Consider the following 22,472-nt stretch of genomic DNA (forward strand, 5'->3'; position numbering starts at 1 on the left):
GCATGAAGAATGAGTGAGGAACGCAAAGCCGCCCAGGAGCAGGATTGGTCTGCCTACCGGGGCGTTATGATCGTCATCGAGCACCGGCGCGGTGAGGCTAAGAAGGTCTCCTGGCAGCTGCTAGGGGAAGGGCGGAAGCTCGCTGATAAGCTGGAGACTTCGTTGTTGGCGCTGGTCATCGGCCATGATGTGGAGCATCTGGCGGCGGAATCCATCCGCTACGGAGCCGACCGTGTCTACCTGTGCCAGGCGCCAGAGCTGCTGGATTACCGGACCCGCCCGTACAGCCGGGTGTGCTTGTCGGCTATCCACGAGATCAAGCCGGAGATCGTGCTGTACGGCGCCACCGCCACCGGCCGGGACCTGGCGGGAGCCATCGCCACCCATCTGCCCACAGGGCTGACGGCAGATTGCACGGAGCTGGATGTGGAGCCCCATCCCTCCCGGCTTCTGATGGCAAGCCGTCCGGCATTTTCGGAGAAGATGATGGCCACCATCCTCTGCAAGCAGTACCGGCCCCAGATGGCCACCGCCCGGGCGGGGGTGTTCCAGGCCTTGGCGCCGGACCCGGAGCGGACGGGCGAGGTGGTGCATCTGGAGGTGCGGGAGGATTATTCCAATACAGCCGCCCAGGTCATCGCCTTCCTGGAGGAGAAGAGCAGCGTCAATCTGGAGGAGGCGGACATTATCGTGGCTGGCGGCCGGGGACTGGGCGGAGCAGAGGGTTTCAGCCTTCTGCGGGAGCTGGCAGAGGTGCTGGGCGGAGAGGTTGGCGCTACCCGTGCCGCAGTGGACGCGGGCTGGATCACCCATGAGCACCAGATCGGGCAGACGGGGCATACCGTGCGTCCCAAGCTGTACATTGCAGCAGGGATCTCGGGAGCAGTTCAGCATACGGTGGGTATGCAGGGCTCCGACGTGATTATCGCCGTGAACAAGGATCCTCAGGCGCCGATATTCCAGATTGCACACTATGCCATGGCAGGGGATCTGTTCCAGATCATCCCGGCGCTGATCCGGGAGTTCGCCAAACGCCGGGGTGCGGTGCTGACGTCAACGGATGCAGCCGCTTCGCCGCAGAGTGTGGCGGCCCCGGAAGCAGGCATCCCGGATGAAGCAATGACCCAAACAGCAGCGGGAAGAGGGGTATAGGCGGCCATGAACGAAAAATTCGATGCGATAGTGGTCGGCGCAGGACCGGCCGGGAGTTCGGCGGCGCTGACGCTGGCCAGAGCGGGGCTGAAGGTTGTACTTCTGGAGCGGGGCGAATACCCCGGCGCCAAGAATGTATTCGGAGGCGTTCTGTACCGGCAGCAGATTGAAGAATTGGTGCCAGGTTTCCTGAACGAAAAGAATCCGCCTGTGGAGCGGCATATTGTGGAGCAGCGGATTTGGATGATGGGCAAGGAATCAGCCGTCACCCTGGGCCACCGGAATGAGGCATACAAGACGCCCTTTAACTGTTTTACCGGCATTCGTGCCAAGTTTGACCAATGGCTGGCGGAGAAAGCGGTGGAGGCGGGGGCCATTCCCGTCTACGAAACAGCAGCGGTAGATGTGATCCGCCAGGGCGATAAGGTGGTAGGCGTCCGCACCGACCGGGAGGACGGGGACCTGTATGCGGATGCGGTGATTATTGCCGACGGCGTGAACTCCCTTTTGGGCAAAGCGATGGGTGTGCACCGGGAATGGAATCCCGATGAGGTTTCACTGGCGGTGAAAGAAATTATCATGCTCCCCCGCGAAAAAATCGAGGACCGCTTCGGTCTCGAAGGAGACGAAGGAGTCACTGTGGAGTTTATGGGCGAAACCTCCCGGGGCATGGCGGGAATGGGCTTCATGTATACCAACAAGGAGTCCATCTCCATTGGCATCGGCGTGATGGTGAACCACCTGCGGCAAAGCGGCGCCAAGCCCCATGAGCTGCTGGAGGAGGTCAAGCGTCATCCCTCCATTCGCAAACTGATTCAGGGCGGGGAAGTGAAGGAATATGCGGCTCATCTGATTCCCGAAGGCGGTTACCATTCCATCCCCCCGCTCTCCGGCAGCGGCTGGTGCATTACCGGCGACGCCGCCCAACTGGTGAATTTTGTCCATCGGGAGGGAACCAACCTGGCTATGGTCTCCGGCAGGCTGGCGGCGGAGACCGTCATCAAGGCCAAGGAGAAAGGGGATTTCTCTGCTGCTTCCTTAAAGCAGTACGACAATGCCATGAAGAGCAGCTTCCTCATGAACGACCTCAAAAAGTACAAGGGTATGCACAGCCTGCTGAAGGATTTTGACCCGTCGCTTCTGTTTGGGGACCTGCCTCGGGCCATCAACGAGGCTGCTTACGAGATGTTTCTGGTGAACGGGGTTACCAAGGCGGAAAAACAAAAGAAAGCCATCCGTCTGGTGAAGCAGGCGGCAGGCGGCACAATGAATCTGATGAAGCTGGGAGCCAAAGGCTGGAGGGCGATAAACGGATGAGCACCCAAACCATGACCGATAAGCTGTTTACAATCCGCTACAAATGCGATGATGTATCCCACTTAGCCATCAAGGATGAGGCAGTCTGCGCCAGATGCGCCGGCAAAAGCTGCAACAGCTTCTGTCCGGCGGAGGTATACAGCTGGGATGAGGCAGCCAAGACCAATCACGTGGCCTATGAAAATTGTGTGGAATGCGGCACCTGCCGGATTGCCTGCGCCTCGGACAATGTGGCTTGGGTTTATCCGAAGGGAGGATATGGGATATCATACCGGTTCGGCTAAATAAAGTTAATTATACGCTATGAAAAAGAGGCTGCTCCGCTGGCAGGTAATCCTGCCTTGGAACAGCCTCTTTGTTCATCCAGTCTATGTTTTCACATTACTGGATAAAGCCTGTTTTTTCCAAGATGCGCTTCAGAATCACAGCTGCTTCTGCGCGGTTGGCGCTTGCTGCCGGATCCAGCTTGTTGGAATCTGCGCCTTGGGACAGACCCAGCTTAATGACAGCTCCTGTTTCAAGCTGTGCCCAAACCAGATCCTCGGCATCCTCGAAGCGGGACAGGGTTGTAGCCAGCTCGATGACGCTGAAGTCTGCTTGGCCGCCTGCAAACCGGTAAGCGCGGTAGGCCAAGGCCAGCAGCTCCTCGCGGTTGATGAAGCGGTCCGGACGGAAGGTGCCGTCCTCGTAGCCTTCGATCAGACCGGCATTTTTGGCGGCGAAGATATATACCGCATGCCATGCCTCGGGGTCCACGTCAGGGAACTCGCCTACGGCAGTCTTCGGAGGTACGGTCAGGCCAAGGCCTTTCACCAGGAGGGCTGCGAACTCAGCGCGGGTCACCCCGCGGTTGGGCTCGAAGCTGTTGGCGGCGGTGCCTTCAACAATTTCTCTGCCGTTCAGCAGCTTGCTGGCCAGCAGTTCAATGTCCGTTTCCGCCCAGTGACCATTCAGGTCAGCGAAGACGGTATTGCGCTCCAGCACCAGGTAGATGCTGTTGCCGGGACGTTGGAAGGTGGCGGAGGTGCCGTTAATGACCGACGGTACGAAGGTCAATGCATCGGTAGCCGGCAGATATTGAACCACCGTAGCCTTACCATTGCTTTCGCGGGTCATAGTAATGGTGCGTTTTACATAAGTGCTGCCGAAGTTATCCAGAGCCAGCTTTTTGCCGTCAGCGCCAATAGCCAGAAGCTCAAAGCGCACAGGATCGGACAATGCGGTTCCGTTGGCCTTCGCTACAGCCGCTGCAACCTGCGCCGCTTCATCACCGGTTACCTTGGTGACGGTCAGCTTCAAGGTCAGTCCGGCTGCGCCGGTGTTCAGCATGCTGCTGATTTGCGTCAGGTTCAAGACGGAGAGCGGAAGCTCGTAGGTCCCATGATCCCCTGTCAGAGAAAGGACAGTGCCGGTGCGTGTCATGGCCTCAGTGAGTCCGGAGAAGGGGATCTCTACGGATTCTGCGAACCGCAGAGTTACCTTGTCGGAGCCATGGAAGGCATCCTTCAGATCATCGGCCTTAATGACCGTTACATCCGGATCAGTTTCCGTTCCGGGTGTAGGGGATGGCGACGGTGAAGGCGTATATGTACCGGAGCCTGAACCTGATCCAGAACCGCCAGAGCCGGAATCACCACCGGAACCGGAGTCTGTCTCACGGTAAACGGCATTGGATACGGTGGAGTAATTCAATGCTTCATTTTGATACTTGATGACGATGGGATTATGCTGGGAATAGTTCGGAATGACCTTTGGGTTGAAGGAGTAGTAGTATTTTCCATCGCCATAAGTTGTGTACGTTGCTGTCACCGGCGTGATGAATGTCCCCGCGTTATCATAAACGGACAGGGTGACCGGTTGTCCCGATGCGTAAACGCTCGTCCCTACCGTACCGTCAAAGTAAACCTGCCCGGTTACGGTGCCGTTGGCTTGGTAACGCACATCCTTAAAGTAAGCGTCAGCCAAAGCCAGAACAGGGCTAAGCAGGGAAACAACAAGCATGACCGCCGTGACGGTAGCCAGTTTTTTCATAACCGCTCCTCGCATGCCTTTTCCTCCTGTTAGTAGAATAATAGAACAATACGCCTGGCCCGGCGGCCTCACCACCTTTCATAGGGTATAAAAAGGAGAATGAAAAAAGTTGGATGGCGCTGACAGTTAGCCAGCAGTTCGGAGTAAATTTCCAAATGTAAGCATATTTACCCGGCGTCACAATTTTGAAACAACTATTTTTGAAAAGGAAATGTAAGCGTTTATTGTACATTGTTACGAGTTTTTTTGGTGCATTCGCAAGTAGCTTTTAAGACAGAGATTGACTATACTGAAGGTATCTAAAAGTAAGCAAAGAAGAGAGTTGATGACAATGTCCAGTGAGCAAAAAGAACCTTTTACCGTAGGCAGTAAAAGTTTTACGGCAGTTGCCATCAATACGGCAGCCAAGGCCGGCGAATGGATCAAGAGCAAGCTGGGGGACTTCTCCAGCCTTACTATAAAAACCTCCCCCCACGATCTTGTCACGGAAGTAGATAAAGGCTCCGAGATGATGATCCGTAATCTGATCATGACGCATTTTCCCACCCATTCCATTCTGGGTGAAGAAGGCGTGGAGCCGGGCGCAGCTGCTTCTATTAAGGCGCTGCAGGAGGCAAGTGACGCGGAATATCTGTGGATTGTGGACCCGGTGGACGGGACAACCAACTTTATCCACGGCTTCCCATTCTTCAGCGTATCCATCGCTCTTGCCCATAAGGGTGAGATTATTGTAGGCGTTGTGTATGACCCGAACCGGGATGAATTGTTTGTTGCCGAAAAGGGCAAGGGGGCATATGTTCATGGCCGGCGCACCATGGTATCCGGTGAGGAGCGGCTTCTGGACAGCCTCGTGGCAACGGGCTTTCCAACTGACCGCGGGCCGAATATCGCGGGCAACATGAGAGGACTGGAAGCAGTGGTGCCCCGGGTGCGCAATGTCCGTTCCGGCGGGTCCGCTGCACTTCATCTGGCTTACGTAGCGGCCGGACGGCTTTCCGGCTATTGGGAGCTGGGTTTGAATGCCTGGGATATTGCCGCGGGTATGCTGCTGGTGAAGGAATCCGGCGGCCATGTAACGGATACCAAGGGCAACCCGTATCATCTTGAAGTGCGCAACATTGTGGCCACCAACGGCCGCATCCATGATGAGCTGGCACAGCTGCTGCAGGAATCGGACGCAGCAGGAAATTAATCCGCAAGAAAATAGCCGTTCGGACCTTGAGCCGGGCGGCTTTTTGCTTTTTGTTCCGTCGCGTAAAGTGACCCCTTAGTCAAAGATGCTGCGGACCAGGCGGAGCATACCTTTGAAGAGTGCAGGGATCAGCTCCAAAATGACCTCGGGGAAAATCTCCCACCAGTCGCCGGAGCGGCGCCGTTTTTTTTCATGGGACATAGGGATAACTCCTTTTGGAAAAACCGATATGCTTTTTATACGCGGTGAATGGAAAAAAGTCACCAAACTTGGGTGAGGAGTTGAGGTTATGTTTGATTGGTTTGCCTTTGCCGATTATTCCGGGGCAAGGGATGCAGCGGCCCAAAGGAAGGCTATTGTTTGGGTTCGACCATAACTATGGGTTTCTGGCGGGATTTTACGAGGCGTTATGGGGAGTGTAGCCGGACAGCTGGGAGCAGGTTCTTGAAGAATATTATAGGAGCGTTGAACAGTTTGCAGGGTGGGAAAAAGAAAGCTTCGGCATGAGGAGCGATCCGATGGATGAGGCTGCGCCCACAGCTGCTGGGCACGTCCGGAACGGGGCTGATTGGTTACAGCTGGAGCAGTGGGCGCCCCGGGAATGGGCGAGAGAGGCGAATATGCAAATCAGCTGTTTGTGGGATATAAAGAAAGGGTCGTTTTGGGGCAGCCGTTTTGGACCAAAGCCGGATGCCGGAATGTTCCGGACCTATCCCCTCCCGGATGGTCGGTCCTTTGCACTCCATGACCGCAGGCTGGTGGAAATGCGCTACCGCCGCCTCCAACCTCGGCATAAATGGGCGCTTGGCCCCTGGCCTATTCCCCAGACTTATCCCTCCCGACTTATGCCCCCAGCTTAGTTAGCCTAGCCAGTTACTGCGCTTCCCCGTGGACTCAAGCATGCTTAGGGAGGAAACTCTTGAGAAAGGCCCTTGTCGTCCACTATCCCATTGGCTCAGGTAAGGACGAGAGGGTCAGATGGCAAAGTGTCTTGTCGCTCATTATCCCCTTAACTCAGGGCAAACGCCACCAACGGAGTACAAGTAAAAGCCCTTGTTATCCATTATCCCCTTAACTCAGGTAAGGCTGAGAGGGTAAATGGTAGAGAGTCTTGTCGTGCATTGTCCCCGTAACTCAGGATAGTTAACAGATGGAGTACGAGTCGCAGTTCTTATCGTCTATTATCCCATTGGCTCAGGTAAGAGTTGAGAGAGGACGGACCGATAACTAGAAGCTTGTCGCGCATTATCCCCATAATTCAGGATAGTTAACAGATGGAGTGCAAGTAGGCGTCCTTATTGTTCATTATCCCATTGGCTCAGGTAGAAAAGTGAGGGGATGGGTAGGAGTGTTCCTGTCTAGCTTGATATTTGCCAATTCTGATTCTGAAAATCTTGTTGTTCCCTGAGTAAAGGGGATAATGAACGACAAGGGTGTTAATGCAGCTTAAGCTTCCTTTGGCATGGATTTGCTGTACCTGGATTTGCGATTTTTGAGCCTTTGTAGCTTCGAGAGCTTCGTGAGCTTCGTTATTCCTGAGTGGAGGGGATAATGGGCAACAAGGCAAAGATGTGAAGTGCAAAGGGATAGTGGGCGACAAAGGCGACTAGAATGTCCTGAGTAACGGGGATAGTGGGAGACAAGGGGTGTGAGGGTGACCTGCACCGAATAACGGAATGCAATGTTTCGACTATTTGGGGCGGTTCACTAGTTTGGGGAGGATAGGGGAAGGGGAGTTTCCCTTATCATGCCGGAATGTATGGGTGTTGTGAGGAAAGTGCCGGATTAGCGCAAGTAGGAAGGGTTCTATTGTATGCTTGGCCATCATTTATGCTGAGATAGCGGAAGTTTGCCTTCCGTTATTTTGGTTGGCAATTGTTTGAGGACGATGCTGGGGCTGATGGGGATAAGAAAATCCCCCTAGTGCCGTATGTCGGGACCAGGGGGAGGGAGAGTATATATTAGTTCCGCAGAAGGGATAGTTTGCCGGTTTGCGGGTCCTGCAAGATGAGGGTGCCGCTGCCGGCGGTTTCGCTGTAAAAGGAGGTTTGGCCGGTTCGTAACAGGCTGGTTACCATGGTGTCATTGAGGTTCACACCAAAGCCGTTGTCCTTCCACAGCACGAAGGTGCAGCCCTGGCGGAAATGAGTGCAGCCGTAGCCGGTGCTGCCGAAGATGATCCGCCCGCCGCAGCCCGGGCGGGGGCAATGCCCCAGCGCCTCCCGCATAGCGGGGCGGCTGGGGGGGACTTGCGGCGCCGCTGTTCCCGCCCCGGCGGCCGACTGGCCTGCCGCGGCAGCTCCGGCGCCAGTGCCAGTGCCTGCTGCCGATGGTCTGCCGGCAGCTCTCGAACCTGCTGCGCCAGCGTCCGCGGGCAGCGCAAGCTCTACCTGTGTGCCGCCCGCTTGAGCGGCGGCACTTGCACTTGCTCCAGCAGCGTCGGCCTTGCCGCTGCGGCGTTTCCTGGCGGGCGCTGCAGCCGCCGCCACTGTATCCGCGGCGCTGCCGGCTGCCGCGTCCGCCTTGCTGCGCCGCTTGCGCGCCGGCGCAGCGCCTTCTTCGCCGGCAGCGTTCCCGCCGGCGCCAACATCCTTGGCAGCGCTGCTGCGCCTGCTGCCCTTGCCTGCGCCAGCCGCCGGCTCCGGTTTGGCGAAGTGCGCCTTGTCCGCCCGCGCCTGCAGGCGGACCTTGTCCACGATCAGGCGCGCGAAGGCCCGCACCTTGTCCATAAAGGCATCCTTCGACGCCTGGCCTCTGGCGATTTCGTTCAACCGCCGCTCCCACTGGCCCGTCATCTCCGGCGAAGCCAGCAGCTCCACGCCCGCTCCGCGGACCAGTTCCACGGCGGCCCGGCCTTTGGGAGTGATGCTGATCCGTTTGCCCTGCATGGCCACATACCCCACCTGCTTCAGCCGTTCGATGGTGGCCGCCCGGGTGGCGGGTGTGCCCAGGCCGGAATCCTTCATTACATCCCGCAGTTCGTCGTCCTCAATGGACTTGCCCGCACTTTCCATTGCCTTCAACAGAGTGCCCTCCGTAAAAGCCTTGGGCGGCTGGGTTTCCTTTTCCTTGACCTCCGCATCAGAGCAGAGCACACCTGCCTGCGGATTCACAGAGAAGGGAGTATCCGTCTCCACCTCCAGCTCGGAGGGACCGTTGTTTTCGTCCTTATCCCCATCCTTGTCGGAGCCCGCATTTTCCCCGTCTCCGGCTTTGCCGGTTTTGCCCTTGCCGCCTTTAGCACCGGCGCTTTTCTTCTGGTCCGGGTACAGCACCTTCCAGCCCAGGGAAAGCAGCTCCTTAACCGTGGTTTTGAACCGGTCGGCCGCCTCTCCTTCGCCTACCTCCGTAAACACTGTATGCACCTTGTACTCGGCCGCCGGGTAGAAGTGGGACAGGAAACGCCGTACGATCAGGTCGTAAACCTTGGCTTCATCCGGCGATAAGCCGCTGGCCTTTTTGAAGGTGGGCAGAATGGCGTGGTGATCCTCCACCTTGGCCGGATTACAGACGAACTTGTTGTTTTTGTGCACCAGCTTCTTGTCCGCATTTTGGGCGAAGGAGCCATAGTCCACGGAGCCCTTCAGGGACTCCAGCGTTTTGTGCATGTCCGGAATATTCTCCGGGTTCACATAGTTGGAGTTGGTCCGGGGATAGCTGATGACCTTATGCTTCTCGTACAGGGCCTGGGCCGTATCCAAGGTTTTTTTGGCGGAAAAACCCAGCTTGCCGTTGGCCTCCCGCTGCAGCAGGGTCAAATCATACAGCTTGAAGGGAAACTCCTTGGTATCCTTCACTTCATAAGAAGCAATCCGTCCCGGTTTGCCCTTGACCCGGGTGACCACTGCCTCGGCCTTGTCCTTGGCCTTGAACCGGTCTCCCTGCCACATGCCCCGGTAGGCGGTGTCCCCCTGCTGGAAGGATCCCTCCACCTCGAAGAATTTCTCCGAATCAAACGCCTCGATCTGCTTTTGGCGGTCATAAATCAAAGCTAATACGGGCGTCTGCACCCGTCCGACAGACAAAAGCTCATTATGCCGGGTGGTAAACGCCCTTGACCCGTTCATTCCGATGAGCCAGTCGGCCTCACTGCGGGCTCTGGCCGCCTGGGTCAAATTTTCGTATTCGCTGCCGTCCTTCAGCTCGGCAAAGCCCCGGCGAATGGTTTCCGCCGTCAAGTCCGAAATCCACAGCCGCTGCACCGGCTGGCGAAGCTTCAGATGCTGCTGGATATAAGAGAAAATCAGCTGCCCTTCACGTCCGGCGTCACAGGCATTGACGATCCGGTCGCATTCTTTGGCCACCTGGGCGATGACCTTCAGCTGATCCCGGGTTTTTACATTGGGTAAAAGTTTGAAGGTATCGGGAATAATAGGCAGGTCGCCAAGATTCCACTTTTTATACCGGTCGTCGTAATGGTCCGGCTCCGCCAGCCCGATGAGGTGCCCGATGGCCCAGGTTATGATGTAGCGTTCGCCTTCAAGGTGGGTCCGCTTGTTGGAGGCCTTCGGCTCCAGTACAGCGGCGATGTTCCGGCCCATATCGGGCTTTTCCGCAATCACAAGGGTTTTCAATGGTCAAAATCCTTTCACGGGAGAATCGGTGCGCCCCCGGTAGAGGCGCAGCAGGCCCTTAACGATATAAGGGGCAATAAACAAAATGAACAGCAGCCGAAACATCTGGTAGGCCACAATAATAGATAGATCGGCACCCAACGCTGCTCCGGTGACACCCATTTCTGTCATGCCCCCGGGGGCCGATCCCAAAAAGGCGGTTAACAGCGACATGGGATGCCACAAGGTCAAGAGATAGCCAGTACCCAGGGAAAACAGCACAATCCCGATGGCCCCGAAAAGTGCGTAGGGCAAAAGCTTCTTCCAATTGTCCAGGGAGGAAAGACTTGTGGTTACCCCCATATGGGCACCCACCAGTACCTGGGCGGTCAGCACCGACCAGTGGGGCAGAGACGGCGCCTCAAGCCCCGCCACCGACAATAACGCGGCGCCCAGCATCGGCCCCAGCATGTAAGGGGTGGGCAAATGGAGCTTGGGACCCAGCACCAACATGATGGCTACGGCCAGTACAAACCACAGGGTGTTGGAGGACATCCAGGAAACAGATGACACTGCCGAGGCCACAGCTGTTACCGCAGATCCGGCTTCTGTCCCGCCGGAGGACAAGCCGTGGAAGGCCAGGAAGGGCACAATAAACACCACGGCCATAACCCGGATGGTTTGCATGAAGGTCACCACCGTCATGTCCGCATCCTCCACCTCGTCGCAGAGGACGGCCATCTGAGAGAGGCCGCCGGGAATACTTCCGAGAAGGCCCGATGCCATGCTGATGCCCGTGCGTTTCACGGTAACCCAGCCGGCCACAAGTCCGAAGGCGACAGTTAAAAGGGTGGCTGCAGCCATGGAGGGCAGCTGCACGGCAATTTGCCCTGCCACCTCCGCGTTAAAGGTGATGCCCATCATGTAGCCCAGCACGCACAAGCCTGCGTTGCGGAAGCCGCGGTGCCATTCGGCCTTCTTTTTGAACACCTCCCGCCACACCAGAAGAATGGTCATCGGCCCCAAAAGCCAGGCCAGAGGAATATGAAGCAGTTGGAAGATTGTGCCCCCAGCCAATGCCAAAATCAGTGTTTTGCCTGTCTGTAAGCCCATGCTGCAAAAACTCCTTTTCCATCAAAAAATCATAAAAAAACCGCTCCGCTCTATACCGGAAAGTGTAGCACCCTTGGCTTCCGAGCGCAATGAAGGGAGTGAAACTGCCTCTTTACCATCTCTTTACCTAAAAAAAATCCAACAAATCGTCGTAGAAATGCCTGCCGCAAAGTCTTGAAAGTATGGTACAATGGAAAACAGGCTATAGCAGGAAACACGGCGCAATCAAGAGCGGAACACGTGTTCAATGGTGAAAATCCGATTATATTCCCGTTTTGGCCATATGAAAAGCGGGAGCAGGTGGAGGCTGAAGAATGACACAGGCAACGAAAGAGCAGCAATACATTCCGGAGGTTCTGACCTTCGGTGAATCCATGGGACTCCTGATGTCCACGGGCAACAAAGGAATTGAATACTCCGCCACCCTGGACAAGTCCTTCGGCGGCGCAGAGAGCAATTTCGCCATCGGCGTGGCCCGTCTGGGACACCGCGTTGGCTGGTTCGGCCGCTTGGGCAAGGACCCGTTGGGTCTCATGATCCAGAAGCGCATCCGCGGCGAGGGCGTTGACGTCTCCCGTGTGGAATTGACTGACGAGGCTCCTACCGGACTGATGCTGAAGGAAGCCATCTCCGGCAAGTCCTTCGTGTATTATTACCGCAAAAATTCCGCAGCCAGCCTGATGCGTCCCGAGCACCTGGACGAGGAGTACATCAAGCAGGCCAAAATTTTGCATGTTACCGGCATTACCGCAGCTCTTTCCGAAAGCTGCCGGGAAACCCTCTGGGCTGCTATCCGCATGGCCAAGAAGCATGGTGTCAAGGTTTGCTTTGACCCCAACCTGCGTCTGAAGCTATGGACCCTGGAGGAAGCCAGAGAGGTGCTTTTGCCAATGGCTGAGGAAGCCGACTACTTCCTGCCCGGTCTGGACGAGCTGAAGCTGATGTACGAAACCGAGGACTTCGACGAAATCGTAGCCCGTCTGTCCAAGCTGCGCGCCGTTTCCATCGTGAAGGGCGGAGATGACGAAACCTACCTGATCGAAAACGGCAAGGTTACCGCCATCCCCTTCTTCAAGGCTGAACGCGTAGTGGATACTGTAGGCGCCGGCGACGGCTTCTGCGCAGGCTTCATCGTAGGTGTGCTGAAGGGGTATGACCTGGCTGAGGCTGTCCGTCTCGGCAGCCTGATGGGCTCCCTCGCGGTACAGATGGAAGGCGACTGGGAAGCTTTGCCCACTTGGGAAAAAGCCCAGGCGGTGCTCCAGAACAAGAAGAGCGTGGAGCGCTAAGCTGGATTTACTGCGTTAACCATTAACGTCCTTGACCATTAACGGGACGAAGAAAAGGAATGTGGAGAACCATGAAAAAAATTAAAGTTATTCAACAAATCGCCGAGCAAGGCGTTGTGGCCGTTCTGCGTGCCGATACTGCTGAGGATGTTGTACGTATGGCTGAGCAAGCCATCGAAGGCGGCATCAAGGTTATTGAAATCACCATGACTGTACCGGGCGCTCTGCGTGCCATCGAAACTCTGGCTGCCAAGTATTCCAGCACCGCCAAGGACCCGGCCCGCTTTGCCATCATCGGCGTAGGCACTGTGCTTGATCCGGAAACCGCCCGCGCCGCTATCCTGGCCGGCTCCGAATTTGTTGTAGGCCCGAGCCTCAACCCCGAAACCGTAATGCTGTGCAACCGGTACCGCATTCCCGTTATGCCGGGCTGCATGACCATCAAGGAAATCCAACAGGCTCTTGAGCTGGGCGTAGACGTAGTGAAGCTCTTCCCGGGCAACGCCTTCGCTCCTTCCATGATCAAGGCGATCAAGGGTCCTTTGCCGCAAGCCAACATTATGCCGACCGGCGGCGTATCCCTGTCCAACCTGGGCGAGTGGATCAAAGCCGGCGCTACTGCCGTAGGCATCGGCGGCGACCTGACTGCAGACGCCGTGAAGACCGGCGACTACAGCATCATTGCCAAAAAAGCGGCTGAATACGTAGCTGCCTTCAAGGCTGCCAAGGCGTAAGCGAGCATAGAGTATAGTACAGAAGAACCGCAAGGGGCCAGTGCCTCCCTGCGGTTCTTTTTTTAACCGGCCAACAGCACGGCAGCGATAAAAATAAGCTGGAGCAGCGTACGCACCGGAAGCTTGGGCACAGGCCGCCCTCCGAGGGTCAAGGATTCGTTGGCCGCTTTTATATTGGCGGGAAACATGGCAACCAGCAGCAGGGCCAAGCAGATCGAGGCAATTCGGGAGGTGACGGGGAACAGAAGCCCGGCTGCTCCGGCAATTTCCAGCAACCCGGTAATGGTAACGATGAGATCAGGCCGGGGAAAGGCTGGGGGCACCATCCGGATTAAATCCCGGCGTTTGGAGCCCCAGTGGGCCGAGGCGGCAACCAGAAGCATAACGGCAACTGCGGCCTGCAGGGAGGATTGCCACTCCGAAAAGTAAGCAAATCCGGCCACGCCCGAGGCGCGAAACATCACAAAAGACACCACCAGCACGTACAAGGGGATCATAGTGGTTGCTCCTTTTCATTTTTATCCGGGCTGGGCTGTAATACGGAAGTGATGAAGGCCGTGAAGTCGGCCCCTGTGAAGGCTGGCCCATCCAACGGAATGGAAGCGCGCATCCGCAGTCCGAAGGTGAGAAGCACGAGCATGTCGGCTGTTTTCGCCGCGTCCACCGATGGGGGAATGACGCCATATTGCTGGCCAGTTTCAATCCAGCTTTTGGATAGCTGCACCGACTTTTTGTAGTAGTGTCTTACCGCTTCGGCGATTAGGGGCTGATCCTCCTTGCCAAGCAGATACAACAACACTTTGTTGGTGACATTGCCCGCCTCCCCATAGGAGGAGATGCTGTCCGCAATGGCCTTCATCGGCTCAGCAAAGGTACGGCGCCCGGAGGCCACCTCATCCAAAAAGCGGTTATTCGTTTGCTCCAGCTGCTCTTGCAGCACCCAGACGAACATTTCATCCTTGCTTTTCACATAATGGAAAATCGCTCCCTTGGACAGGCCTGCTGCATTGGCGATATCCTGCATCGTCAGCAGATGGCAGCCTTTTTCGGCGATGAGGGCAATGGTCGTATCCAGCAGCAGACGGATGGTATTCCGCCTGCGTTCCTCCTGCTTCACGTTTATCACTCCCTATATGGATGTATGAAACGAAGCTGTATAAGCTCATTATAAATACCGACCAAAGGTATGTAAATGTGAAAATAAAATATTTATGGGGGAGGAAGGGGCAACAAGCAGAAAAAACTGTACAGGCACAAGATTGGCCCAGACGTGCATACATCATTACATAGGGCGGAGGCTTGCACCGAATCCCGCTCCGCCGCAGGAGGAAATATGGGCTACTATTACTTGTTTTCCTATGGAACCTTCATCGATCAGGAGGTTCAGCATATTCTCTTCGGGAGAAGCGTAACGGTTGGCACTGCTTCTCTTCCCCAACACGGCAGGCATGCCGATGCGGACGGCTTTTATTATGTGACCCCGGAACCCGGCTGCAGTGTGCGGGGGGAGCTTCTGTGTCTGTCGGCGGATGAGCTGATCACGGCGGATCTGTGGGAGAATGTGCCCGATTATGTGCGGGTTCTGGTCCGGGTCCGACTGAATAACGGGTCCACCCTCAACGCTTATATTTACTACCGGAGCAACCCGCAGGCCAAGCTGCCTGCACCTCCTGGAACCTTGGCCGCTGTGCCGCGTGCACAGGTTATAGCGGCAGCCCAAGAATTGGCCGCTGAGCTGTCTGCAGGCGGCTGTATATGATGAGGACCCGGCAGGGTCCTTTTTTCATGATGGAAGGCATGAAGAACGGCTTGTGAACGGGAGTTGGAACGGGTATGATCAGAAAAACAAGCATCTTTATCCAAAAGAGAGGACTCTGCCATGACATTGCAGCAGCTGCGTTATGTGCTGGAGGTGGCGGCCCGCGGCTCCATGAATGAGGCGGCTAAACGGCTGTTCATCTCCCAGCCCAGCCTGTCCAGCGCCATCAAGGAGCTGGAGGAGGAGCTTCAGCTTATTATTTTTCAACGGACCAATAAGGGGATTATGCTCTCCAAGGAGGGTGCCGAGTTCCTGGGTTATGCCCGTCAGGTCATCGAGCAGGCGGAGCTTCTGGAGAGCCGATATCTGAATGCGAAGCCGTCGCCCCAGCATTTTTCCGTGTCCACCCAGCATTATGCCTTCGCCGTCAACGCCTTCGTCAAGCTGGTGCGGGATTACGGGCACGAGGAGTACGAGCTGTCCCTGCGGGAGACCAAAACCCATGAGATCATCCAGGATGTGAAGGATCAAAAAAGCGAAATCGGCATCCTTTATATGAACGATTTCAATAATAAGGTTATCAGCCGCCTTTTGAAAAATGCCAATCTTATGTTCAACAGCCTGTTTACGGCCAAGGCCCATATTTTTGTGAGCGCCCATAATCCGCTTGCGAAGCATTCCGTGGTGACGCTGGAGCAGCTGAGGGAGTATCCGTACCTGTATTTTGAGCAGGGGGAATACAATTCCTTTCACTTTTCAGAGGAAATCCTGAGCACCATCGCCCGTCCCAAAAGTATTCGCGTCAGCGACCGGGCCACCCTGTTCAATCTGCTGATCGGCCTAAACGGCTACACCATCTCCACCGGTGTCCTGAGTAAGGATCTGAATGGAAATGACATTATTCCGGTGCCGCTGGCAAGCGACGAGACCATCCATGTGGGCTGGATCTGCCATCAGAATGCTGCCTTGTCCAGACTGGCGGTTGCCTATGTGGAGGCCCTGCAGGAGGCGATCCAATAGCCCGTTTTTCGGCGGGTTGTTGGCGCAGCTTGGTTAGGGCTATATATTTTGGCTATATCCAGCCATAGCTTTATGGTCATACCCTATATCCGGCCGGATATGTTATCTTTCCAGTAACAACGGATTGGCGATAAGGAGAGATGGCGGATGAAAAGCGGCAACCTGGGTTATCCCCGTATCGGGCTGGAGCGGCAGTGGAAAAAAGCGTTGGAGTCCTTTTGGACGGGGGAATTGGCCGAGGCGGATCTGCATACAAGGCTGAAAGAAATCCGCCTGTCCAACCTGAGGCTGCAGCAGGAGAAGGGCATTGATATCATTCCTGTAGGGGATTTTACGTATTATGACCATGTGCTGGATACGGCGGTGATGTTCGGGCTGATTCCCCGGCGGTTTGGCTACGAGGGAGGCACGCCTTCCCTGTCCGTTTATTATGCCATGGCCCGGGGCAGCAAGGACGCTGCGGCCTGCGAAATGACCAAATGGTTCAACACCAACTACCATTATATTGTTCCGGAGCTGGACGGCGCCCGGCCTGTGCTGACGGGAAACCGGCTGCTGGAAGCATATGCGGAGGCCAAGGAGGAGCTTGGGATTGAAGGCAGGCCGGTGCTGGTGGGGCCGCTGACCTTTGTGAAGCTGGCCAAGGGGTATGCGCCTGGTGAGCTGGGGGATTGGGTCCGCCGTCTGCTGCCCTTGTACGTGCAGGTGCTCCGTGAGCTTGCGGAAGCTGGAGTGCAGTGGGTGCAGGTGGATGAGCCGATTCTGTCCACCAATGTAACGGCGGAGGAGCTGGCTCTGGCGGAGGAGCTTTATGGGCAGCTGGTCCGGGAGGTGCCGGACCTCCGGCTGTTTTTGCAAACCTATTTCGAAGCGGTCGAGGCGTATGAAAAGGTTGTGGCGCTGCCGGTTCATGGCATCGGGCTGGACTTCGTCCATGACGGGGGCCGGAATCTGGAGGCGGTGCTCCGCTGCGGCTTCCCGGACGGGAAGGTGCTGGGCGTTGGGCTGGTGGATGGGCGCAACATTTGGGCATGTGACCCCGATGATAAGCTGAAGGTGCTGGCCGCATTGCGCAACGGGGTGGAGGACAGCCGGCTGGTGGTCCAGCCCTCCTGCAGCCTGCTGCATGTGCCGGTGAGCACAGTGAAGGAGACAGGGCTTGACCCGGTGCTGCACGGGGCGTTGGCTTTTGCCGACCAGAAGCTGGAGGAGACCGTGCTGCTGACCAAAGCAGGCAAGCTGGGCGAAGCCGCTGTGGCAGCGGAGCTGGAGGCTTTGCGGAAGGGAAGGGCGGCGCTTAATGAGTCCTCCTTCCGCAATAAAGCGGGAGTGAGAAAACAGATGGCGGGTTTGGCAGCCCAGCCGGTAACCCGGGCAGGTACCTTCGAGGAGCGGCGGGAGCGGCAGGAGAAGCGGTGGCAGCTTCCGCTATTGCCGACGACCACCATCGGCAGCTTCCCCCAGACGCCGGAGGTTCGCAGTGCCCGCCGAAAGTGGCGCAAGGGAGAGTGGACGGAGGAGCAGTACCAGAGGTTTATCCGGGAGGAAATCGGGAGATGGATCGGCATCCAGCAGGAGCTGGGGTTGGATGTACTGGTGCACGGCGAATTTGAACGCAACGACATGGTGGAGTTTTTCGGGGAGAAGCTGGAGGGTTTCGCCTTTACAGGGAACGGCTGGGTGCAGTCCTACGGCTCCCGCTGTGTCAAACCTCCGGTCATCTTCGGGGATGTGGAATACACGGCACCGATGACCGTAGCGGAAACGGTCTACGCCCAGTCCTTGTCGGAGGCTCCCGTGAAAGGAATGCTGACCGGTCCGGTGACCATCCTCAACTGGTCCTTTGTGCGGGATGACCTGCCCCGGAGGGATGTGGCCTTCCAGATTGCGCTGGCACTCCGGCAGGAGGTGGAGGCGCTGGAGGCGGCAGGCATCGGCATGATCCAGGTGGATGAGCCGGCCCTCCGGGAGGGGTTGCCCTTGAAGCAGCTGCTGGTGGAGGAGTATCTGGAATGGACGGTGAAGGCCTTCCGGCTGTCCACCTCCACGGTGAAGGACGAAACGCAGATTCACACCCACATGTGCTATTGCGAGTTCCAGGACATGATCGGGACCATCCGTGCTTTGGACGCCGACGTTATCTCTATCGAAACCTCGCGCAGTCATGGGGAGCTGATCGCCAGCTTCGAGGAGGAAACCTACGAGCTGGGCATCGGCTTGGGCGTCTATGACATCCACAGCCCCCGGGTGCCTCCCGCAGCCGAGATGGAGGGCATGATCCGCCGGGCCTTGCAGGTGCTGTCCCCCCGGCAGTTCTGGATCAACCCGGACTGCGGGCTGAAAACCCGCCGGATGCTGGAAACCGTAGCTGCCCTGGGCAACATGGTGCAAGCCGCCAAGCAGGTGCGGACGGAGCTGGAGGGCGGAGGCGCGGGTGCTTGACCAAGAGTTGGGGCAGGTGCTGGAGCTTGAGCTGATGTCGGCGAAGGGACTGGAGCTGGTGCAGTGACTGGAGCTAGTGCAGGAGTTGGAGCAGAAGCGGGTACAGTGACTGGAGCTAGTGCAGGAGTTGGAGCAGAAACGGGTACAGTGACTGGAGTTGGAGCAGGTGCAGGTGCGCAGGATTTGGAGCAAAGGTAGGGACCTACTCGGCTAACGGACTCCAGAGGCGCTATTAACGAGAAAATCTCCGTTTCCTGAGTTTCGCGGACACACGATCCGTTATTTGGGGCAAATGGGGTCAATATAAGACGGAATAGCTAGAATAGCGGAACCTGTGTCCGCGAAATGAGCAAAACCCCCGTTTTTAGCAAAATAACGGCCTCTCTGTCCGGACGGGTGGCGAAAAAATGCGGCTAAGCAGAAATCCGGATGAGCGGTGGAAGAATGCTGCTAGGCGGAAATTCGGATAGTCGACGGGAGAACGCGGTTAGGTAGAATTCCGGACGGGCGGCGGGAGAACGCAGCAGTCAGAAATCCGGATGAGCGGTGGAAGAATGCAGCTGGGCAAAATTCCCGCTGACCGGTTGTCCGGGTGACACACAATGGGTGATCGTCTACATATACTGTCGTGTAAGCTAGACAAACGCACAGGAAGGAAGATGATCATGTATCGTCAAAACCCCATTCAAAATATACTGGGCGGGTTGGTCGGCTCCCCGGGAACACCGGGCGGCCCCGGCTTCGGCCCCGGTGGACCCGGCTTCGGCCCTGGCTTTGGCCCCGGCGGCCCCGGTGGCCCCGGTTTTGGCCCTGGCTTTCCCGGTGGCCCCGGCTTTCCCGGAACACCGGGCGGCCCCGGCTTCCCCGGCGGCCCCGGTTTCCCGGGTGGTCCGGGTCCTGGTCCCGGCGGCCCTGGTTTTCCAGGTGGACCGGGTGGTCCAGGTGTCTCCGGTGCTCCCACAGGACGCCCGCCCAGCTATATCCCGCCTAAACCGGGTAGCGGCGGATTTTCCGTCATGGCGGTCAATCCCGGCTCCATTGCCGGCTGCCGTTTCCGGTTTGTCTACATTTGGCAGAGCAACGGTGACGAATATTGGGCGTATCTGACCTTTGTCGGACGCAACTCCGTAGCCGGCTTCCGCTGGATCGGCTTCACCTGGGTCTACTTCGGCCTGGATCTGCGCTTCATCGACCAGTTTGTATGCACCTAAGCTGCATGGCGCTTGAGCTGCCCGCTGGCTGCAGGCAACTCAAGAAGCCCAAACAAGCAAAAATACAACCCGCCCGGCCTTCTACGGCTGAGCGGGTTGTTGTTTAATGAAGGGAACTGCCGGAGGGAGCCTGACGGGAATCAAATAAATAGATTAATACCGGAACGGTTGGCTTTGCCCAAATAATAACCGACGCCTCCGACGGTGGCGCCGTCGATCAGCTCCTCCTGCTTGATGCCCATCACATCCATGGACATCTGGCAGGCGACGATTTCCACCCCTTGGGCAACGGCTGTTTCCATCAGCTCCTCCAGTGAGGAAATCTGCTTTGCCTTCATAACCCTGCGGATCATGGGAGCGCCCAGCCCCAGCATCTTCATCCGGGAGAGGGGGAGCTTTTTGCTGCCTCTTGGAAGCATTAAACCGAACATGCGGTCCATGAAGCTTTTGGCAGCCGGGACATGCTCCGGCTTGCGGATGATATTGAGTCCCCAGAAGGTAAAGAATAAGGTCACCTTCTTGCCGCTGGCCGCTGCGCCGTTGGCGATGATGAAGGTGGCGATGGCCCGGTCCAGATCACCGTTGAACACCACCATCGTTGTTCCTTCCTGCGCTGCCGCAGGCACCGGCGGTGTACCCGTTTCTGCGGACAAGCCGCCCGTCCGGCCTTTGCCCAGCAAGGCTTCAATCCGGCCATCCGGCCTGCGGGCTGCCTCATAAAAATGGTTCCCGGACATTTCCGCCCAGGAGCGGATATCCGCCTCGAAGCCCGGGTCTGTGGCCAGAACCCGCAGCACCTGCCCCTCCGACATCCGGTCCATCCGGTTCTTCACTTGAAGCAGCGGCCCCGGGCAGCAGAGTCCGGAGGCATCCAGCTCCTCATCGGCGGCCATCGCTTCCATGGGGACCGGCTCCGCCGTTGCCGCCACTTCTGTCGCGGCAAAAGCGGCTGCACCTGCGTCAGCTCCAGCCGCCATGCCTGCGGCAGTGTCCGACGGTGCCATCTGACCGGGCTGGTATTCCGCCATCAGCCAGGTTTTGTAGCCGCCCGAGAGATTGCGGACACGGTAGCCCAGCTGCTGCAAAATACGGGAGGCAGTGTATCCCCGCAAGCCCACCTGGCAGTAAACCCAGATCTCCTTCTCCCGGTCAAGCTCCGCCAGCCGTTCCCGCAGCTCATCCACCGGGATGTTGATAGAACCGGGAATGCTGCCCGCGGCATGCTCCAGACCGGTCCGCACATCCACCAACAGAGTGACGGCAGCGTCCCGCTCCGCCAGCTCCCCGGGCAGGAATACCCGGGTGAGACCGGCAAAAATATTTTCGGCTGTGAAGCCGGCCATATTCACCGGATCCTTGGCGGAGGAATAGGGGGGAGCATACGCCAGTTCCAGCTCACTCAGATCCTCCACCGTCCCGTGGAAGCGGATCACCGTGGCAATATCGTCGATACGTTTGTCGACACCGTCCATCCCCACCGCTTGGGCGCCCAGCACCTTGCCCTGACTGTCGAAGATCAGCTTCAGGGACAGAGGCAGGGCTCCGGGATAATAGGAGGCATGGGAATTGGGGTGCACATACGTCACGTGATAGGGAATGCCCAGCCGGGTGAGTGTTTTTTCGTTATTGCCGGTGGCGGCTCCGGTTATTCCGAACACCTTGATAATCGAGGTGCCTTGGGTGCCCTTATATACCCGGCCCAGCCCGCAGACATTGTCGGCGGCAATCCGCCCTTGTTTATTGGCGGGACCGGCAAGGGGAACCGCTGTTTTGGAGCCATTTACATAATCGGTAACCTCCACCGCATCGCCAACAGCGTACACATGATCAAGATTGGTCTCCATGCGGTCATTGACCAGAATATGGCCCCGGGGGCCCATGGATAACCCGCTGCCTGCCAAAAATGCGGTATCCGGCGCCACGCCTGCTGCCAACAGCACCAGACCGCTACGCAGCACCCGGCCATCCTCCAGACGGGTTTCAATCCCTGTCCCGTCCTCCCGGAAGCCGGTCACCCTGCCGCCTAACACCAGCCCCACGCCGTGCTGCTCCAGCTCCTTGGCCAACACAGCGGACATTTCCCGGTCGAAAGGGGTAAGAATTTGCGGCCCGGCTTCCACCAAGGACACCTCTAACCCGGCTTCCCGGAGATTTTCCGCCATTTCCACTCCGATGAAGCCGCCGCCGATTACAACGGCAGACTGCACCTTTTCCTCCGTCAGCCGCTGTTTGATCAGATCCGTATCCGCCAGATTCCGCAACGTATGAATTCTGCTGCTCTCCACTCCGGGCAGGGGAGGGCGGACCGGCTTAGCTCCCGGAGACAGAATCAGGGCGTCATAATGCTCCTCATATTCCCTGCTCCCATTCTCCCGGACACGCACGGTTTTGGCGGCGGGATCAACCGACAGCACCTCGCTTCGGGTCCGCACATCAATCCGGAAGCGACGGGCCATGGCCTCCGGGGTGGATACCAAGAGCCGGTCCCGGTCGGTGATGGAGCCCCCGATATAATACGGCAGGCCGCAGTTGGCGAAGGAAATATCCGGTCCCCGTTCGAACATCACAATCTCGGCTTCCTCATCCAGCCGTCTCAGCCTGGCGGCGGCGGATGCCCCACCGGCTACACCGCCCACAATCAATACCTTTTGCGCCATGA

17 protein-coding genes are annotated in these 22,472 nt (G+C 57.4%); 10 read left to right on the plus strand and 7 right to left on the minus strand.

Features of this window, described 5'->3' with window-relative positions; translation table 11 throughout:
- The first annotated feature begins 9 nt into the window (after positions 1-9).
- Genes ACI1P1_RS08290 through ACI1P1_RS08300 form a run of 3 tightly spaced genes read left to right on the plus strand, consistent with a single transcriptional unit; the run spans position 10 to position 2,753 of the window.
- On the plus strand, positions 10-1,152 hold the full coding sequence (locus ACI1P1_RS08290; RefSeq protein WP_416215897.1) for an electron transfer flavoprotein subunit alpha/FixB family protein: 1,143 nt from the start codon (positions 10-12) through the stop codon (positions 1,150-1,152).
- 6 nt (positions 1,153-1,158) lie between these two features.
- Positions 1,159-2,469, plus strand: coding sequence for an FAD-dependent oxidoreductase (locus ACI1P1_RS08295; protein ID WP_416215898.1), 1,311 nt, complete (start codon positions 1,159-1,161; stop codon positions 2,467-2,469).
- Positions 2,466-2,753, plus strand: coding sequence for a ferredoxin family protein (locus tag ACI1P1_RS08300; protein ID WP_416215899.1), 288 nt, complete (start codon positions 2,466-2,468; stop codon positions 2,751-2,753). The genes ACI1P1_RS08295 and ACI1P1_RS08300 overlap by 4 nt, the downstream gene beginning before the upstream one ends.
- Before the next feature lie 97 nt (positions 2,754-2,850).
- On the opposite strand, the gene ACI1P1_RS08305 is transcribed toward ACI1P1_RS08300, so the two are convergent.
- Positions 2,851-4,515: an S-layer homology domain-containing protein gene (locus ACI1P1_RS08305; protein ID WP_416215900.1), complete on the minus strand. Its 1,665-nt coding sequence runs from the start codon at positions 4,513-4,515 to the stop codon at positions 2,851-2,853.
- 316 nt (positions 4,516-4,831) lie between these two features.
- Here ACI1P1_RS08305 and ACI1P1_RS08310 point away from each other — a divergent pair, with 316 nt between their 5' ends.
- Positions 4,832-5,692 (plus strand): inositol monophosphatase family protein, encoded by an 861-nt coding sequence (locus ACI1P1_RS08310; RefSeq protein WP_416215949.1) that lies wholly within the window; start codon positions 4,832-4,834, stop codon positions 5,690-5,692.
- A gap of 75 nt (positions 5,693-5,767) precedes the next feature.
- Here the strand turns inward: ACI1P1_RS08310 and ACI1P1_RS08315 are convergent, their stop codons facing one another.
- From ACI1P1_RS08315 to ACI1P1_RS08325, 3 genes are all read right to left on the minus strand, one after another.
- Positions 5,768-5,893 (minus strand): hypothetical protein, encoded by a 126-nt coding sequence (locus ACI1P1_RS08315; RefSeq protein WP_416215901.1) that lies wholly within the window; start codon positions 5,891-5,893, stop codon positions 5,768-5,770.
- Positions 5,894-7,653: 1,760 nt separating this feature from the next.
- On the minus strand, positions 7,654-10,266 hold the full coding sequence (locus ACI1P1_RS08320) for a DNA topoisomerase 3 (RefSeq protein WP_416215902.1): 2,613 nt from the start codon (positions 10,264-10,266) through the stop codon (positions 7,654-7,656).
- Between the two features lie 3 nt (positions 10,267-10,269).
- A complete protein-coding gene (locus tag ACI1P1_RS08325) occupies positions 10,270-11,358 on the minus strand; it encodes an AbrB family transcriptional regulator (RefSeq protein WP_416215903.1) in 1,089 nt (362 codons plus the stop codon).
- 314 nt (positions 11,359-11,672) lie between these two features.
- Here ACI1P1_RS08325 and ACI1P1_RS08330 point away from each other — a divergent pair, with 314 nt between their 5' ends.
- Both ACI1P1_RS08330 and ACI1P1_RS08335 read left to right on the plus strand, forming a co-directional pair.
- Positions 11,673-12,647 (plus strand): sugar kinase, encoded by a 975-nt coding sequence (locus ACI1P1_RS08330; RefSeq protein ID WP_416215904.1) that lies wholly within the window; start codon positions 11,673-11,675, stop codon positions 12,645-12,647.
- A gap of 71 nt (positions 12,648-12,718) precedes the next feature.
- Complete coding sequence (locus ACI1P1_RS08335) at positions 12,719-13,381, plus strand: bifunctional 2-keto-4-hydroxyglutarate aldolase/2-keto-3-deoxy-6-phosphogluconate aldolase (RefSeq protein WP_416215905.1); 663 nt, start codon at positions 12,719-12,721, stop codon at positions 13,379-13,381.
- 62 nt (positions 13,382-13,443) lie between these two features.
- On the opposite strand, the gene ACI1P1_RS08340 is transcribed toward ACI1P1_RS08335, so the two are convergent.
- Positions 13,444-13,878, minus strand: a complete 435-nt coding sequence (locus tag ACI1P1_RS08340) for a DoxX family protein (protein ID WP_416215906.1) — start codon at positions 13,876-13,878, stop codon at positions 13,444-13,446.
- The gene (locus tag ACI1P1_RS08345; RefSeq protein ID WP_416215907.1) at positions 13,875-14,498 is read right to left on the minus strand and encodes a TetR/AcrR family transcriptional regulator; all 624 of its coding nucleotides are present in this window, start codon (positions 14,496-14,498) and stop codon (positions 13,875-13,877) included. The genes ACI1P1_RS08340 and ACI1P1_RS08345 overlap by 4 nt, the downstream gene beginning before the upstream one ends.
- A 216-nt stretch (positions 14,499-14,714) precedes the next feature.
- On the opposite strand from ACI1P1_RS08345, the gene ACI1P1_RS08350 reads away from it, so the two are divergent.
- The 4 genes from ACI1P1_RS08350 to ACI1P1_RS08365 all read left to right on the plus strand — a co-directional run bounded on the left by ACI1P1_RS08350 (position 14,715) and on the right by ACI1P1_RS08365 (position 19,813).
- Positions 14,715-15,140 (plus strand): gamma-glutamylcyclotransferase family protein, encoded by a 426-nt coding sequence (locus ACI1P1_RS08350; RefSeq protein ID WP_416215908.1) that lies wholly within the window; start codon positions 14,715-14,717, stop codon positions 15,138-15,140.
- A 120-nt stretch (positions 15,141-15,260) separates the two neighbouring features.
- Positions 15,261-16,160 (plus strand): LysR family transcriptional regulator, encoded by a 900-nt coding sequence (locus tag ACI1P1_RS08355; RefSeq protein ID WP_416215909.1) that lies wholly within the window; start codon positions 15,261-15,263, stop codon positions 16,158-16,160.
- Positions 16,161-16,307: 147 nt separating this feature from the next.
- Positions 16,308-18,602, plus strand: coding sequence for a 5-methyltetrahydropteroyltriglutamate--homocysteine S-methyltransferase (gene metE / locus ACI1P1_RS08360; protein WP_416215910.1), 2,295 nt, complete (start codon positions 16,308-16,310; stop codon positions 18,600-18,602).
- 665 nt (positions 18,603-19,267) lie between these two features.
- Positions 19,268-19,813, plus strand: a complete 546-nt coding sequence (locus tag ACI1P1_RS08365; RefSeq protein WP_416215911.1) for a hypothetical protein — start codon at positions 19,268-19,270, stop codon at positions 19,811-19,813.
- 140 nt (positions 19,814-19,953) lie between these two features.
- On the opposite strand, the gene ACI1P1_RS08370 is transcribed toward ACI1P1_RS08365, so the two are convergent.
- Entirely contained in the window at positions 19,954-22,470 is a 2,517-nt protein-coding gene (locus tag ACI1P1_RS08370) for an FAD-dependent oxidoreductase (protein ID WP_416215912.1), read from the minus strand.
- Positions 22,471-22,472 lie beyond the last annotated feature (2 nt).

It is taken from the genome of Paenibacillus mesotrionivorans (genome assembly GCF_046098205.1).
GTDB classification, from domain to species: Bacteria; Bacillota; Bacilli; order Paenibacillales; family NBRC-103111; genus Paenibacillus_AR; species Paenibacillus_AR mesotrionivorans.